Raw genomic sequence first — 16309 nt, 5'->3', positions numbered from 1 at the left:
ACTGCCGATCGGGGTCGGCCTCGGGGCGCGGCGGAGCACGACGGCCGAAGCGGCGATCTGATGACCGGCGTCGAACTCGTCCTGACCGATACCCGGCTGTGGGCGCGCAGCGAGGCCACGCACTGGGACGGCCCGCCGTCGATCGTTCCCGCCAGCGACGGCGCGAGTTTCGTTGTGGGCGAGGCACTGCGGCCGCAGTATCCCGCGGTGTCGGTGGTCCGGCTCGCCGATGCCGACCGGATCGCGTTCCCTACGCTGCCGACGCTGGCCGATGCCTTCGCGGTGCTGTTCGGCGCGGTGCTCACCAACCTGCACCTGCCCGGCCCGTGTGAGCGGCTGACCGTACTCGCGCCCTCGGACTGGGGACGCCGACGCCGCGCCGCGGTTCAGGCCGCCGCCACGCGCCTGGTCGCCGATACCACCGTGGAACCGCTGGCGCTGCGGGCGGTCTCGCTCGGGGCCAGCACCGCGCAGCATCAGCGCATCGCGGTGCTGGAGGCGAATCCGCTGTCCACGACGGTGACCCTGGTCGGCCGTTCGGGAACGGACATCTGGATCGACGCCTGCGAGCACGAGCCGACCGTCGGCCTCGCCGACGGGCCGAACGGATTCGACGGCATCGGCGCGGTCGTGGCCCGCCTGCTCGCCGGGCAGACTCCGACATATCTGCTGGCGGTAGGCATTTCCGAGCCGGGTCTGCTGGAGGGCCTGCGCGCCGCGATCGCCGGGCAGTGCGGCTTCCCGGTCGACGTGCGCCCGATCGGTGGCGCCGAACTGATCCACGGCGCCCATCCCCCGGTCGCCGCCTCCGGTATGCCCTATCGTCCGGCGGCCGAGGCACAGCCCGACCGCGAGAGTTCGCTGCGGGAGTACGCCCTCGCCGCTCAGCCGCCGCAGCCGCGGCGCAACCGGTTCCTGCTCGCCGCCGCGGCGACCGTCGTGGTCGTGATCGCCGCCGCGGTGGGTGTGATCGTGCTACTGACGGGGTCGTCGGACGAGACGACGACCGCCGCGCAGTCCAGTGCCCCGCCCGCCCCGAAAGCCTCGGCGGCACCCAGCCCGCAGGTTTTCGGCCGGGTCCGCACCCAGATCCCCGCCGGTTGGCATATCGCCTCGCAGACCGACGCGCGCGTGGACCTCGCGCCGGACGGCGGTGCGCGCCAGCGCATCACGCTCACCCAGAAGCCCCTCGCTCCCGGAGCGACCGCCGACGACGTCGCCCACAGCCTGGAGTCCCAGATCCAGCGCCGCCCGCCGGGCACCGTGACCGAACTGCGCCGCGACCCCAGCTTCGGCGGCCGCCCCGGCCTCTCCTACGAGGAATACCCGCCCGACGGCACCACCGTCCGCTGGCAGGTCCTCGTCGACTCCGGCGTCCAGGTCAGCATCGGCTGCCAATACCCCTCGGGCAGCTGGCAACCCCTCGCCCCCACCTGCGAGCAGTTCGTCCACGACGCCCGCATCACCCCGCAATAGAGCGCGAGGCAATACGAGCAGCGTCCCCGCCCAGCGCGCGAGGTAGTGCAGGCAAGGTCCGAGGCAGGTGGGTAGGGCCGGGGCGGATCAGACTCGGAGGGTGAGGACGGTGATCTCGCTGGGGGCGAACAGGCGGAAGGGTGGGCCCCAGAAGCCGGTGCCGCGGCTGGTGTAGAGCTGGGTGCGGGTGCCGTGGCGGCTCAGGCCCGCCACGACGGGCTGGTCGAGGCGGACGAGGTAGCGGAAGGGCCAGATCTGGCCGCCGTGGGTGTGGCCCGAGACCTGGAGTGCCACATCGGCTTTCACCGCGTCCACGATCTGCTTCGGCTGGTGGGCGAGCAGGATCACCGGCACGTCCGGATCGGCCCCGCGCAATGCGGCGGGCAGGTCGGGGCCGTGCCCGTCCAGCGCGACGCCGGTCGGATCGTCGATACCCGCGATCACCAGCCGGTCGCCGCCCCTCTCCACGACCTCGTGCTGATTGCGCAGTGGCTGCCAGCCCAGTTCGGTCATGTAGTCGATCCAGCCGGGTGCATCGCCGAAGTACTCGTGGTTGCCCGTGATGTAGAACCGGCCCAGCGGGGCCTCGACCTTGCCGAGCGGCTCGACCTGCGCACGCCGCTTCGCTACCGACCCGTCCGCGAGATCACCCGCGTGACACGCGATATCGGGACGCAACTCGTTGACGATCTCGACCACCCGCCGCGACCACCCCAGCCGGTTCAACGCGGCGAAGTGGGTGTCGGTGACGACCACCAGCCGCAGGCCGTCCAGCGCGCGGCCGAGACCCGGAATGGTGATGTCGAGCGACCGCACCCGCGGGATCCGCCGGGCCTCGAACGTCGCCCAGCCCATCAGCGCGACCCACACGACCACCACCCCGGCCGCGACGATCCGCGACCGTGCGGGATCGTCCACGCCCGCGACGATCAGCCCGCCCCGCACCACGGCCCCGATCACCGACCAGGTGAACAGCATCCACGCGGCGCCGAGCAGCGTGTCCCCCACGACGACCGCCGCATCCGACTGCCGCGGCCCGTGCCCGAGGAACATCCCCGCGGGCAGGCTCAGGGCGGCGAGCACGAACACCGCCGACCCGGCCCAGAACAGCGGCCCCGAACTGGTGGCATAGACCAGCAACCACCACGGAACCCCGAACAGCAGGGCCGGGATCGCCAGAAATAGAGCCACACGCGGGATGTACTTCACTACGTCATCCTGTCGGCCGCGGGCCCGGCGCGCCACCCCGGCCGCCCGCTACCGACGGCGAGCCCCCCAAAACGACGGTGCCCGGCCGGAGCGTCCAGGTGCTATGTTGTCAACCGCTCGATTGCGTGCCTGTGCCCGGTCACGGTGGCTACGGCGCGGCCGCCGAGTTCCAACGGAGGGGAAGTATGCGGAGGACCACGGGACTCCTGGCGGCCGGGCTGCTGGCCGCGTCGTTGCTGGCCGGATGTGGTTCGGGCGGCGGCGCGGCGGTGCCGGCCGATCCGGTCATCGATATCAAGCAGTTGGATCTGGGTCCCTACAGCGGGCAGCCGCACGATATGGGGACACCCAAGAACAACGAGGCGGCCCGGATGATCGAGGCGGAGCGGCTGGGGAATTTCGTCCCGCTCCCGATGGATATCGATCCGGCGTTCGTCCATCCGGCGCCGTTCGCGTCCCTGGTCTTCGTGGATCCGAAGGATTCGCTGCTGAACAACATCATCAAGGTCGACACCAGCCGGTTCGCCGAGGATGCGCCCGATTTCATCAGCGGCTTCGCCAGTTATGCCCGCAACGATCCGTACAACGAGGGAATGGAGCTGGCCAACACCGTCATGCTCTTCCCCGACGAGCAGAAGGCCGCCAACGCGGCGGCGGCGCTGGAGCGCACCGACGCCGGCTTCAACGACCGCAACCAGCCCGTCTCGCTGCCGAAATACCCCGGCGTGCACGCCCATTGGGATCCGACCGTGCAGTCGATCGGATCGTGGTACGCAACCGGGCGGTACGTCGTCTACACCTGGATCTACGACCAGGCGAAGGCCTGGCTGAACAAGGTGGACCTCCCAGCACTGACAACACTGCTGCAGAAGAGCTTGGACGTCGTCGTCCCCTCGATCGCCAAGTTCACCCCGCACCCGCCCGACACACTCATGTCGCAGCCCATCGACGACGAGGCGATGCTGCGCCGGACCCTGATCCGGCCGAAGGAGGACACCGGCGGCGCCTGGCTGAACCCGCCCGGCGTCTACAACGCGCACTCGGCGCTGCACTTCAACTCCAATCCGGACGAGACGAAGAAGGTCTTCGAAGACAACGGCGTGGACAAATTCGCCGACTACGGCAACCAGCTGTTCCGGGCGCGCGACGCGGAATCCGCCAAGAAGGTCCGCGACGAATTCGGCGGCCCGACGAAGCACTTCCACACCGCCGAGTCCCCCGCCAACCTGCCGGTCGCGAAATGCCGCGAGTACCACGGGAAGGAGAAGCTGGCGGTCCGCTACTACTGCGCCGTGTCCTACGACCGCTACGCCGCACTGGCCTGGGGCAGCCAATTGCTCGACGCCCAGCAGCGGATCTCCGCGCAGTACGCGATGTTGGTGAATGCCGCATGATCACCTCGAACACGATCTCCAGGCACGGCATTCGCAGGGTCGCGGGCGTGCTCGCGACGGTCGGTCTCGTGGCCGCGCTGAGCGCCTGCAACGCGACCCTCACCGGTATCGCGCAGCCCGGCGAGGTCGATATCCGCAAGCTCGACGTGGGCTCGTACCCCATCGAACCGGTCGATATCTACGAGGACTACCGGCCCGGCTTCTACGCCATGGATTCCGTCGGCGCCATGCGGCTGGCCGATTATGTGGCGACCGCCGAAGACGTCGACCAGCGGTTCACCTATGCCGTGGACTCGTCCGACTTCAGCGCCGGCGCCCCCGACGGCCTGCTGGGCCGGGGCGATGCCGTGGAGACCATCCTCAAACGCAACAAGATGATGTTCGGCTTCAAATCGGAGGGCTCCGACCGGCCGACCTCGGTTCTCGACTTCACCTGGCCCGAGGTCAGCCGCACCACACCCGACGCGACGACCGTGAACCTGCTGGTCATGCAGTTTCCCGACGCCGACGCTGCGAAACGGACCGCCGGCGAACTCTACGACGCGGACTTCGAGGCGAACAAAGACAAGAACCAGCCGCTCGCGCTCCCGAAATATCAAGACGCGCGCGCCCATTGGCGGCCGGGCGGCACGGCCTCACGGGCGTTCCTGGCGCACGGCCTGTACGTGGCGGCCGTCGTCCTCACGGTCCCCAAGGCCGATCCGGCCACGCTCACCTCGCTGACCGAGGCGGCCTACAGCACCCAGGTGCCGATGCTGGATCAATTGAAGCCGCTCACCGACGAGGAAGCGCTGCATCTGCCCTGGGATCAGGACCACATTCTCAGCCGCACCCTGAATCCCAACGAGCTCAACAAACCCGGGCTCGGCTCCACCCCCGCGATCCTCGGCCGCCGCGGCATTCTGCAATTCATGCCCAACCGCACGCAGGCCCGAAAGACGTTCGAGGCCATCGGCGCCGACCGGTTCGCGATGACCGACGCGGCCCTGCTGGCACGGGGGAAGGACGAGGCGTCCGCGAAAAAGGCGGTGACCGAACCGCTTACGATCGCTCCGGTCGGCAAGCCCGCGGATGCGCCGCCGAACGTTCCGGATTCGGTGTGCATGGAGAACAGCACCGCCGGACAGGCCTCGCGGACGAAGGCCAAGCGCTTCACCTGCATCGTCGCGTATCGCCAGTACGTCAGCTATCTGTCGGCCGATCAGCTGCTGGACGCGCACCAGCGCACGGCCGCGCAATACGCGCTGCTCGCGAACAGTCAGTGGCAGCCGTGACTCGACCCGTACCGGCACGGCACAGTAGGCTCCGCCTGAGCAGGATCGGCCCCACCGCGCGACCAGGAGTTTGTTTCAGATGGCGATGAGTCCCGGCACGATCGTCGGTGGGTACCGGATCGAGCGTGTACTCGGCGCGGGCGGTATGGGCACCGTCTATCTGGGCAAACACCCGAGCCTGCCGCGCATGGACGCCATCAAGGTGCTCGGCGGCGAGCTGTCGAGTAATGCCGAATTCCGCGGTCGCTTCGAGCGCGAGGCCAATCTCGCTGCGGGCCTTGATCATCCGAATATCGTCTCGGTCTACAACCGCGGCGAGGAACACGGCCAGCTGTGGATCGCCATGCAGTACGTCGAGGGCACCGACGCCTCGGCCGAACTCGCCCGCGACCCGCACGCCATGACCCCGCTGCGCGCGCTACGCATCGTCACCGAGGTCGGCAAGGGCCTGGACTACGCGCACCGGCGCGGCCTGCTGCACCGCGACGTGAAACCCGCCAACTTCCTGCTCTCCCGCGACGACGAGGAAGAACGGGTCCTGCTCACGGATTTCGGCGTCGCCAAATCCACCGACGACGCCACCGAACTCACCCAGACCGGCAGCTTCGTGGCCACCATCGCCTACGCCCCGCCGGAACAGTTGCAGGGCATGCAGGTCGACCACCGCGGCGACATCTACAGCCTCGCCTGCGCCCTCTACAAACTGGTGACGAACCAGAATCCCTATCCGGCAACGCAACCCGCCATGGTCATGATGGGGCATCTCTACGAGCCCCCGCCCCGCGCGACGGCCGTCAACCCGAACCTGCCGAACGCCCTGGACCACATCTTCGCCCGCGCCATGGCGAAGAACCCCGCCGAACGATTCAACACCTGCCGGGAATTCACCGACGCCGCGGCCAACGCCCTGATGCCCGGCCACAATCCGGTCCACTCCAACACCTCCCCCACCTACCCCATCCAGGTCCCCGACTCCCGCCCCCGCACCGATCCGCGCGTGGCCCTCTCGGCCCCCGGCCGCCCCGACTTCGACGTCTCCTCCCTGACCAAAGAGCCCCCGAACCCGCGCAAGAAGTGGATTCTCGGCGGCAGCGCGGCAGCGGTAGTCGTCGCCCTCGCCGCCGGCCTCGGCATCTGGGCCACCCAGAGCGGAGGCGGCGGAACCACCACAACCACAACAACAGCCGCCACCCCCACCGCCATCGCCACAGTCGCCGACGCCCGCAAGGCGAACCCCGCATTCGAGGGCAAGACCGTCACCATGGTCGACGTCACCGGCAGCGAATACGGGAAGTTCGGGATCTACCTCAGCGGCACCACGCAGACGCAGTTCCTGGAAGGCCTCGGTTTCGTCTACAACCTGAGCTACGCCAAGAACGGCGACGAGACCTCGCCCCGCCCGGCGCCCGACAGTTACCCGAGGTTGTCGGCGCCCTCCGACAGCTACATCCTCGCCGTGCGCAGTGACGAGAAAGCAGGCGGCGGCGGACTCATCGGATTGCCGTACGAGATCACACAATCCCGCGCCACCGTGATCCCCATCGATGAACCAGCGGTGGTCGCGGCCATCCGCAACTGGTCGCCGAACTCCGAGAAGACACTGCTGGACAAGCTGATTCCGGTACTGCACACCCGGATCAAGTAGTGCTGGGCGGCGTCCCGGGCGAACGCCTGAAGTAGGATTCCGCTCGTACTACACGAGAGGGGGGTGCGTGAAGCTCACCGTACACATTTCCGCGACAGGGGTGGGGGGAATTCGACCGTGCACAGTCTGATCAAGAGCCTGACCGCATTGTGCGTCGCTACCGCTATTGCATCGACAGCAGCGTGTGGTTCGGACTCCCCCGATACCTCGGGGACCGACCCATCCGTCGACCTCACCAAGCTGGATACCGGCCCTTACGCCACGACGCCGCGTCGCATCGACAACGCGCAGAACATGGTAGTGGCCCGATACATGGAAGCTGAGCGGCTGGGAAATATCATGCCGCTCCCCACGGAGGTCGACCCCGCCCTGAAATACGGCGATCCGAGCGGGACACACGCGTTTCTCGGCGCGGGCAAGGAGACGCACTCGAGTCAAATGTTCCGATGGCTGCGCAGCGATAATTTCGACGAGGCTGCACAGAATTACGTCGCAGGATATTCGACCATCGGACTTTCGAACAAGATTCTGAATCTTTCCTACGAACTGGTGAACTCGGTTCTGATCTTCTCGGACGAGGATTCTGCGCGCGCCGCTGCCGGAAAGCTCTCCGAAGCTGGCTATTACATGGATGGGCAAGTAGATCCGGGAAGACTCGAAAAATACCCCGACGCGATCGTACGCCAGCAGGCGAAGGATCAAACCCTGTTCTCGTGGCTCGCTACCGGGAAGTACGTCATCGTCACGATCGTGCAGCACCACGAGAACAAGCAGCTCGATGTTTCCGATTTTCCGTTCATGTCCGCTCTTGCCGAGAAGACGGTCGCGGCGACGATACCGGCCCTCGAGAAGTTCGTGCCGACGCCACCGGACAAACTCATGACGGTACCTATCGACCCGGAAAATATGCGCGGTCGAACGGTACGAAGGCCGGAAGGCGATTCTTTCACCAATGTTCCGGGAACCTACACGGTGCACGGCGCCCTGGACTTTGCGGATGACATCGAAGAAGCTCGGCGGCTCTACGAGGAGGCGGGCGTCGACCTCGTGACTTTCGACGGAGCGGACCTGTACCGCACGAAGGGGCCCGCCGCGGCCGCGAAGTTGTTCGAAGCCACGACCCAACCGGACCGCTTCTCGAGGCATGCGCCCTCGCCTGCCGGGCTTCCGAACGCCTTGTGCTTCGAGTTCAAGGGTCCGAAAGGCCGTGGCCTCGTCCGGTACAACTGCCAGATCCATTACGACCGTTTCGCCGCGCAGGCTTCCTCGAGCCAGCTGCAGGACGCTCAGCAGAAGATCTCGGCCCAATATGCAATTCTTGCCAATAGCAAGTAGGCGGCAATGACTACCAAGACCTGTAAATTTTCCCATTCTCTCATCGGACTGACAGCTGCGCTGACACTCGTCGGCTGCGCCACCGTGACGGGAAACAGTAAACCCGCCGAAATCGATGTCCGGAAGCTCGACACCGGAAGCTACAGCACCGAGCCCAATGACCTCCGGTACGACTACACTCCGACGCTGGAAGGAAACAAGGCCGAAGCCATCTTCCGCTTGGCAGACGTTGTCGCACCAGGGCCGGAAATCGATCCGAAACTGAATTACGGCGCCGGAGCGACGGAGATCCGGCTTCCACAGGACGCTGTGAAGAGCAAATATCTCGAGAATTTCTCGCCGGTACTGCTCACGCATCAGATGCTGTACGGGCTGACGATCGCAAGCAGCGACAAGCCGTCGGAAACAGGGTCCACAGACGGTGATACCTACGTCGAAGTCACGATATTTCAATTCCCGGACGAGAAAAACGCCGCCGACGCCGCGCGCGAGTACGAGACAGCGGATTTCGATATCGCGAAAGACCAGAACCAGCCGGTGACGCTGGCAAAGTACCCGCAGGCTCTTTCACATTGGCGACCAGGTATCCGGACCCTTGGTGCACGAATGGCACGGGGCTCCTACCTGGTCAACCTCTTCGTGCGTACCCCGAAAGACAATCTGTCGGATCTGACAGCGTTGGCCGAGCGAGCCTACGATGTACAACTGCCTTTGCTGGACACGTTGAAACCACTCTCGAAGAGAGAAATTCTTCACCTGTCCAAAGATCCACTGGGAATAATGCGGAAGACGCTACATCCGGAGGATTACTTCACTTCGTCGATTATCAACGACATGGCCATCGGACCGCGGGGATTCGTGAACCTCGTCGGCATGGACAAAAAGGGCGCGAAGTCGATGCTGGACCGCGCCGGAGTCGACGCCATCGGAGTAGTCAACAGGGTGAGCATCGCCTACCGGGCCCGAGACGAGGAAGCGGCAAAAGGTCTGATCCAACAGACACGCGACAGCACGGCGAAACGCCCCGTCGACCCCCCACCGGGCATTCCCAACAGCTCGTGCACGGAAGATACCAACACCTCGGTGTCCTACAACCGCTACGCGTGCCTGGTGCGATACGACCGGTATGTGGCCAAGATTTCGAGTGGGCAGTTGATGGATGCATATCAGCGCAGCGCCGCACAATTCGCGCTCTTCGCGAACAGCAGCTGGTAAAAATACATCGGCCGCATTTCCCTTGGCGGGAAATGCGGCCGATGTGTCGTCGTTCTCAGCCGCCGATGATTTTGGCGGCAAGACCGTCGGCACTCTGCATGGCCTCGCCGGCACTCACGGTCGTGGTGCCGAGCTTGCCGAGGGTCAGCGACAGCTCCGCAGACTGGCCCTGCCACCTGGTCTGAACCGCGTTGAACGCCTCATTACCCTGACCACCCTGCCAGTGCGAGGTGATGAAGGTCTGAAATTCCTTCTCCATGTCTTCCAGGAGAGAGGTGATGTTCTTCGCGGTGGTGTGCAGGCCGGTACCTACGTCGTTGATCGAACCGAAATCGTAGGAAATTTCACCAAAGTCGCCCATTGTTTACTCCAGAAGTATTGTTGGATTCGGATCAGAATTAGGTGCCCATGTTGAGGCTGGGAGCAGGCGCGCCGCCGGGCAGCGAGCCGTTCACAGCCTTCAACTGGGAGATCTGATCTTCTTCGGTGCTGCCGAACTGCTTGGTGACCTGCTCCAGGTTGGTGGCATTGCTCATCAGCGTTTCGTTCATCGCGTTGGCGGCGCGGAGAAACTCCTGGAATGTCTGCTTGAACATCTGGCCGGCCCCACCTTTGAATGCCGGGCCGTCCAGTGTGCTCGCGCTGGACTCAGCGCCAGTCACCAACCTGCTGATCTCGTCATGCTTCGTCTGCATCGTGTCCTTGAACCGGACGAATGCAGCATGATCGGCTGACAACCCCATCTGGGTAGCTCCTTCAGTCGGTCACCACGGTGCGCAGTGACTGTGATGGTCCTTCAATCTGTTTGGACGCACGAGTGGCGTCACCGGTTCCATGTCGGCCCCCTGCTTGTGGGTAGGCACGGCAATCGACCGTACGACCCGGGCATATGCAGATTCGCTGGTATCCCACCTCCCCCTTCTCACCGACACTGCACGCTCGCCCGCGAACCTCGTCGGCGCTAAGGTACCACCGAAGTTCGCAGCTACGTAAGGCCTTCGAACAGCACGTTCGGTACAGCCGCGGCTCCTCGTACCGTCCCCTGGCGCACAAGCGAACTCGGCCCGGAACGAGGTTTCACAGTGTACCGCCCCGGTCATGGCGCCGCGCTCCATGCGGTTTGGACCAGCGCGGCCCCCGACCGCGTGATCATGGTGCCACGGCCGGGCGGCATCTCGCTCGGCCGGATATTGCCGAGCAGCATGCCCTCGTCGCGGTTACCGCTCATGATCAGGCCCGTTGTGCCGACATCCTTCATGCGGGAGATCAGCGGCTCGTACATCGCGCGCGAGGCGCCGCCGGAGCGGCGGGCGATGATCAGGTGGAATCCGATGTCCTTGGCGTGGGCCAGGTATTCGGTGAGCACGCCCAGCGGATTACCGCTCGAGGTGACGACCAAGTCGTAGTCGTCCACGACGACATAGATTTCCGGACCGGTCCACCACGACCGCTGCCGCAATTGCTCCTGGGTAACGTCCGGACCGGGCATGCGCTGGCGAAGAATTCCGACCAGCTCGGCCATCATCTGCTCGAGCCGCTCCTGCAACGGCGCGTACCCCGCGAGGTGCATGCTGTCGACGACGCCCAGCAAGGTGCGGCGATAGTCGGCGATGATCAGCTTGGCCTGCGCCGGGGTGTTGGAGTCGACGATTCCGCGGATCACGCTCCGCATGAGGTTCGTCTTGCCGCATTCGGTATCGCCGAACACCAGGAAGTGCGGCTGCTCGTTCATGTTGAGATACACCGGCGCGAGCTCGGATTCGTTGAGCCCGATCGGGATCTGCAGGTTGGGACCCCGCGTATCCAGGCCGTTCGGCCAGCCGCCGAGGTGCTGCAGCAGATCGTCGCGGCTGAAGGTGTCGGGCAGCATGCGGACCGTGGGGGCCGGGCGGCCCGGGGTCTGCTGGGCCAGGCGGGCGACGGCGTCGGCCACGCCCGTGCCGAGCGTTTCGGGGTTGGAATCGCCGTCGACGCGGGGCAGGGCGGTGAGCATGTGGAGGGCGTCGGGGGTCATACCGCGGCCCGGGCGGCCCTGGGGCACCAGGGCGGCGACGCGGCGGCCCAGGTCGGAGTCCATCGGGTCGCCGAGGCGCAGTTCGATGCGGGTGCCGATCTGGTCCTTGAGGGCCGGGCGGGCCTCGGCCCAGCGGTTCAGCGCGATCACGATGTGCACGCCGTACGAGAGGCCCTGTGCGGCAAGGTTGTTGATCTGTTGCTCGAGGACGTCGAAGTCCTGGCGGATGGACATGAAGCCGTCGATCACCAGGAATACGTCGCCGAAGGGGTCCTCGTGGACACCGGCCGCGGCGGGGCTGGACGACGGCTCGGTGGCGCGCAGCCGCCGGAACTCCGCCATGGACTCGACGCCCAGCTGGCGGAAGCGCAGCTCGCGCTGCCGGACGATCGTGGTGACCTCGGAGAGGGTGCGGCGCACCTTGTCCACGTCCAGGCGGCCCGACACCGAACCGACGTGCGGCAGGCCCTCGAGGCCGGCCAGGGTGCCGCCACCGAAATCGAGGCAGTAGAACTGCACCTGCTCCGCGGTGTGGGTCAGCGCCATCGCCATGATGAGCGAGCGCAGCGCCGTCGACTTACCGGACTGCGGGCCACCGACGATGGCGACATTGCCGCGCGCGCCGGACAGGTCGACGATCAGCGGGTCGCGGCGCTGGTCGTACGGGCGGTCGACGATGCCGATGGGCGCCCGCAGCGAGGCGGCCGCGTTGTACTCGCCGGTGAGGATCGACCGCGGCAGCAGCTGATCCAGCGTCGGGGCCTCCTCGAGCGGCGGCAGCCAGATCTCGTGCGCCTGACGGCCGTGACCGCGAATGCGGGAGACCAGCATGTCGAGGTTGGACATCTTCTCGGCGGCCTCGTCCTTGGACTCCTCGGCCATGGTCGGCTCCGGCGGGAGCGGAATGCGGTCGCTGTTGCGGAAATCCACGTGGCCGGCGGTGAACAGCCGGGCGTTGATATCGATCTCGCCGCCCGCGATACCGGCCTGGGTGACCTCGCGCTGCGCGCCGCCGCCGACGTACGTTCCGGACACATACGAGGCCTGGAAGCGCCGGATCTCGCCGTCGCCGGATTTCAGGTAGCCGCCACCCGGGCTGTTCGGCAGGTTGTAGGCGTCGGGGACCCCCAGGACCTGGCGAGACTCGTTGGCGGAGAAGGTCTTCAGGCCGATGCGGTAGGACAGGTGCGATTCGAGGCCCTTGAGCTTGCCCTCTTCCAGGCGCTGCGAGGCCAGCAGCAGGTGCACGTGCAGCGAGCGGCCGAGGCGGCCGATCATGACGAACAGTTCCGCGAAATCCGGGTGCTGGGTGAGGAGTTCGGAGAACTCGTCGAGCACCACGAACAGCGCGGGCAGCGGGTCCAGGTCGGCGCCGGCGGCGCGGGCCTTCTCGTACTCGCCGACGTTGGCGAAGTTGCCGGCCGCGCGCAACACCTCCTGGCGGCGGTTCATCTCACCGGCCAGGGCGTCCTTCATACGGCCGACGAGGTCGGCCTCCTCCTCCAGGTTGGTGATGACCGCCGCGACGTGCGGGACACCCTCCAGACCGAGGAAGGTCGCGCCGCCCTTGAAGTCGACCAGGACCAGGTTCAGCTGGTCGGGCGAATGCGTCGCCAGCTGCGAAAGCACCAGTGTGCGAAGGAATTCCGATTTACCGGAACCGGTGGCGCCGATGCACAGGCCGTGCGGGCCCATGCCGTTCTCGGCGGCCTCCTTGATGTCGAGGTACACCGGCAGGCCGTCGGCGCCGACGCCGAACGGGACGCGCAGGCGCTCGCGGCCGTAGCGGGGCTTCCAGGCGTGCTGCGGGTTGAAGGTGCCGATATCGCCGAGGCCCACCAGCTGCGACCAGGAGGAGATGACCTCGCTGCTCTCCTCGGCGACCGTCTCGGCGCCGCGCTGCACCGCGACCCGGAACGGGGCCAGGCGGCGCGCCACCTGCTCGGCCTGCCGGGCGCTGATGCGGTCGATCAGCGCGAAGCGCTCCATATTGCCGGTGGCGCCGCGGCCGACGCACTCGCCGTTCTCCACGACCATCTGGATGCCGCGCGACACCGCAAGGCGCGGAGCGTAATTGCAGAGGTCGATGATCGTGACGCCCTCGAAGCCGGACTCCCGCAGGCTGTCCTCCTCGGCCTCGAGCAGGCCGCCGTCGACCACGATGACGATATGCACCAGGTTCTGGTTGGCGGGCTGGTTGCGCGAGTACCGAACCCGGTTGTGCAGCAACGGGCTCAGCCCCTGCGCCATCTCCCGGATCGAGCCGAAGACCATGCGCTCGGTGCCGACGCCGTCCTGCGATTCCGGATGCTGGGTGTGCGGGAGCCATTTGGTCCACTCCCACTCGCGCACCGTGTCGGCGCCGCACACCACCGCGAGCAGGACCTGGTCCGGCGCCTGGAACATGCACAGCTGCAACAACATCGCGCGCGTCATGTCCCGGGCCTCGGCGCGGTCGCCGTTCAGCTGGATGGTGGCGAAGCCCTTCACCGCGATGGCGGTGGGCAGGTCGGGGACGGTGGAGTGGGTGCGCACGAACCGGCGCAGCGAGACCGCGGCGATCGGCTCCAACTCCTCGACCGGGCCGGTCTCCGGGGAGACCAGGCGCGTCGCCAGGCGCTGCCCGCCCAGGCCGATGCGCGCGTGGCAGAAGTCCTTGTCACCCGGGCGGCGCTCCCACATGCGGCTGGTGCCGGCGAGCATCCAGATCAGCGCGGGCTCCGGATGGCTCCACTCCACGGCCTCGCGCTGCTGCTGGGCGGTGTCGTCGACATCGTTGCGGACCTGGTCGAGATAGCGCAGGTAGTCCTTGCGGTCCTCGTTGGCCTCGGCCGCCTTCTGGCCCTTCCCGCCCTGGCCGGCGAACATGCCGACCATCGAGAAGACCATCATCATCGGGAACATCATGCTCATCGGGTTGGAGGCGATGCCCCCGCCCTGCGTGAACAGCAGGGCCATCATCCCCACCATGCCGACGATCATCACGACGGGCATGAGTTTCTGGAGCAGGCTGCCCGGTACCGCGCGTGGGATCTCCGGCGGCGGCTGCAGCGTGACCTCGCCCCCCGGAGACCGCGGAACCTCCCGGCGTTGACGGCGTTGGAACCGGACTGTGCTCATCGACGGAAGATCCCCCTTCGCGGCAGTGCTAGCGGCCTCAGTGTAGAGGGCACTGCCGACATGACGTACAGTTCGAGGGCATTCTGCACGGGCCGGCCGCGCGACCGCAAACCGGGGAGGATGCGGAAACCCGAGGTAGAGACGGAGTTGGGGGAAGCGTGACGCACGCGCGACTGGAACATGTCGAGGAAGATTCGAGCCGCGGGATCGTCCGGGCACCCGATCTGGCCCGAGTAACCATCCTGGCCAAGCATACCCAAGTGGATATGGCCATTCCCGTCGACGTACCGGTCGCCCTGGTCATTCCCAGCGTCGTCGATATGGTGGCACAACACAGCCGCCACAACGATTTCGACAATTCCGGTGAACAATTCCAGCCCGCCGAATGGGTGCTGGCGCGCGTCGGCCAGCCGCCGTTCTCCAATTCGCTGAGCCTCGGCGAGCAAGGCGTGCGCGACGGCGAGCTGCTGATGCTGGAGAGCGCCGACCACGTCGCGCCGACACCGCTGTTCGACGACATCATGTACAACGTCGCGATCGCCGACGCCGACCACTTCCGTGCCTGGTCACCGGCGGTCGCGCGGATCACCGGCTCCGTGATCGCGGTGCTGACCATGCTGGTCGGCTGCGCCGGACTGCTCGCGGCGCCGGATGCGTTGTCCGGCTACGTCACCGGGTCCATCGCCGCCTTCATCGCCATCCTGCTGGTCGTCGCCGCGACCGTGCTCAGCCGCATGTACGGCGACCGGCCGACGGCATTGATCCTCGGCGGCTGCGCGCTGCCGGCCGCATTCACCGCGGGCATGCTGCTGGTACCCGACCACTACGGCTGGGCGAATTTCCTGCTCGGATCGGTCCTCGTCGGCGCGACCGCGGTGCTGACCTGGCGGGTCAGCGGGGTCGGGCTGGCGCTGTTCATCGGCGCGACCACGCTGGCGGTCTTCGCCGTTCCCGCGGCCCTGGTCGGGCTGCTGACCTCGCAGCCGGTCAAGGCCATCGGCGCGGTCGCCGCGGCGCTCGCCCTGGGCACCCTGTCGCTGTCGCCACGGGTGTCGATGCTGCTTGCCAAGCTGCCGCTGCCGCCGGTGCCCTCGCCCGGCACGCCGATCGACCCCACCGAGGAAGATCCCGACGACCACCGCGCGCTGCCCAGCATGGACGTCCTGCGCGCGAAGTCCGAACGCGCGCGGATGTATCTGGCCGGCCTGGTCGCCGCGACCACCGTGGTGACCGTGGTCGGCGCGCTGGCCGGGACGGACCCGACCGCCGACAACCCGTTCTGGCCGGGAGTCGCTCTGGCACTGGTGAGTTCGGTGGTGCTGATGTTCCGCAGCCGCACCTATGCCGGGGCCGAGCAGGCCGTGGTGCTGATCTCCGGCGGTGCGGTGATCCTGCTGTCCATGATGGTGGCCGCCGCGCTGAAGATGGACCAGCCGCTGGCCGTCTTCGGGGCCGCGATGGTGATGCTGATCGGCGCGCTGATCCTGGGCCTCATCGTGCCCAACCAGTCCGCCACGCCGCCCATGCGCCGCGCCGTGGAACTCCTGGAGTACGCCTTTGTGGCCGCGGTGCTGCCACTGGTGTTCTGGGTCGCGGAGCTGTACTCGCTGATCCGCTCGCTCTGACC

General features: G+C 66.8%; 11 protein-coding genes. 7 read left to right on the top strand and 4 right to left on the bottom strand.

Annotated elements, in window-relative coordinates:
• Positions 1-60 precede the first annotated feature (60 nt).
• Positions 61-1476 carry a type VII secretion-associated protein gene (locus ON41_RS06200; protein ID WP_040745912.1) on the top strand — a complete coding sequence of 472 codons (1416 nt, stop codon included), beginning with the start codon at positions 61-63 and terminating at the stop codon, positions 1474-1476.
• Between the two features lie 87 nt (positions 1477-1563).
• Here the strand turns inward: ON41_RS06200 and ON41_RS06195 are convergent, their stop codons facing one another.
• A complete protein-coding gene (locus ON41_RS06195; RefSeq protein ID WP_373281322.1) occupies positions 1564-2676 on the bottom strand; it encodes a metallophosphoesterase in 1113 nt (370 codons plus the stop codon).
• A 194-nt stretch (positions 2677-2870) separates the two neighbouring features.
• Between ON41_RS06195 and ON41_RS06190 the strand changes: the two genes are divergently transcribed.
• From ON41_RS06190 to ON41_RS06170, 5 genes are all read left to right on the top strand, one after another.
• On the top strand, positions 2871-4079 hold the full coding sequence (locus ON41_RS06190) for a DUF7373 family lipoprotein (RefSeq protein WP_040745902.1): 1209 nt from the start codon (positions 2871-2873) through the stop codon (positions 4077-4079).
• Complete coding sequence (locus tag ON41_RS41025) at positions 4076-5353, top strand: DUF7373 family lipoprotein (RefSeq protein ID WP_040745901.1); 1278 nt, start codon at positions 4076-4078, stop codon at positions 5351-5353. Before ON41_RS06190 ends, ON41_RS41025 begins: the two co-directional genes overlap by 4 nt.
• 79 nt (positions 5354-5432) lie before the next feature.
• Positions 5433-6998, top strand: a complete 1566-nt coding sequence (locus ON41_RS06180) for a serine/threonine-protein kinase (protein WP_040745900.1) — start codon at positions 5433-5435, stop codon at positions 6996-6998.
• Positions 6999-7115: 117 nt separating this feature from the next.
• Entirely contained in the window at positions 7116-8333 is a 1218-nt protein-coding gene (locus ON41_RS06175; protein WP_040745899.1) for a DUF7373 family lipoprotein, read from the top strand.
• Between the two features lie 6 nt (positions 8334-8339).
• Entirely contained in the window at positions 8340-9548 is a 1209-nt protein-coding gene (locus ON41_RS06170) for a DUF7373 family lipoprotein (protein ID WP_157185377.1), read from the top strand.
• A gap of 55 nt (positions 9549-9603) precedes the next feature.
• Here the strand turns inward: ON41_RS06170 and ON41_RS06165 are convergent, their stop codons facing one another.
• The 3 genes from ON41_RS06165 to ON41_RS06155 all read right to left on the bottom strand — a co-directional run bounded on the left by ON41_RS06165 (position 9604) and on the right by ON41_RS06155 (position 14682).
• Positions 9604-9909 (bottom strand): WXG100 family type VII secretion target, encoded by a 306-nt coding sequence (locus ON41_RS06165; RefSeq protein ID WP_040745896.1) that lies wholly within the window; start codon positions 9907-9909, stop codon positions 9604-9606.
• A gap of 37 nt (positions 9910-9946) precedes the next feature.
• Entirely contained in the window at positions 9947-10291 is a 345-nt protein-coding gene (locus ON41_RS06160; protein ID WP_040745893.1) for a WXG100 family type VII secretion target, read from the bottom strand.
• 353 nt (positions 10292-10644) lie between these two features.
• Positions 10645-14682, bottom strand: a complete 4038-nt coding sequence (locus tag ON41_RS06155; RefSeq protein WP_040745892.1) for a type VII secretion protein EccC — start codon at positions 14680-14682, stop codon at positions 10645-10647.
• A 158-nt stretch (positions 14683-14840) separates the two neighbouring features.
• Between ON41_RS06155 and eccD the strand changes: the two genes are divergently transcribed.
• Complete coding sequence (gene eccD, locus ON41_RS06150) at positions 14841-16307, top strand: type VII secretion integral membrane protein EccD (protein ID WP_040745890.1); 1467 nt, start codon at positions 14841-14843, stop codon at positions 16305-16307.
• Positions 16308-16309 lie beyond the last annotated feature (2 nt).

This window comes from Nocardia transvalensis NBRC 15921 (genome assembly GCF_000308875.1).
GTDB lineage: Bacteria > Actinomycetota > Actinomycetes > Mycobacteriales > Mycobacteriaceae > Nocardia > Nocardia transvalensis.
Note: the sequence above shows the minus strand (reverse complement) of the source record. Positions and strands in the feature narration are given on the sequence as shown.

Coding starts and splice junctions, on each gene's coding strand:
- ON41_RS06200 (WP_040745912.1), top strand. CDS start 61: ATGACCGGCGTCGAACTCGTCCTGACCGATACCCGGCTGTGGGCGCGC.
- ON41_RS06190 (WP_040745902.1), top strand. CDS start 2,871: ATGCGGAGGACCACGGGACTCCTGGCGGCCGGGCTGCTGGCCGCGTCG.
- ON41_RS41025 (WP_040745901.1), top strand. CDS start 4,076: ATGATCACCTCGAACACGATCTCCAGGCACGGCATTCGCAGGGTCGCG.
- ON41_RS06180 (WP_040745900.1), top strand. CDS start 5,433: ATGGCGATGAGTCCCGGCACGATCGTCGGTGGGTACCGGATCGAGCGT.
- ON41_RS06170 (WP_157185377.1), top strand. CDS start 8,340: ATGACTACCAAGACCTGTAAATTTTCCCATTCTCTCATCGGACTGACA.
- ON41_RS06165 (WP_040745896.1), bottom strand. CDS start 9,909: ATGGGCGACTTTGGTGAAATTTCCTACGATTTCGGTTCGATCAACGAC.
- ON41_RS06160 (WP_040745893.1), bottom strand. CDS start 10,291: ATGGGGTTGTCAGCCGATCATGCTGCATTCGTCCGGTTCAAGGACACG.
- ON41_RS06155 (WP_040745892.1), bottom strand. CDS start 14,682: ATGAGCACAGTCCGGTTCCAACGCCGTCAACGCCGGGAGGTTCCGCGG.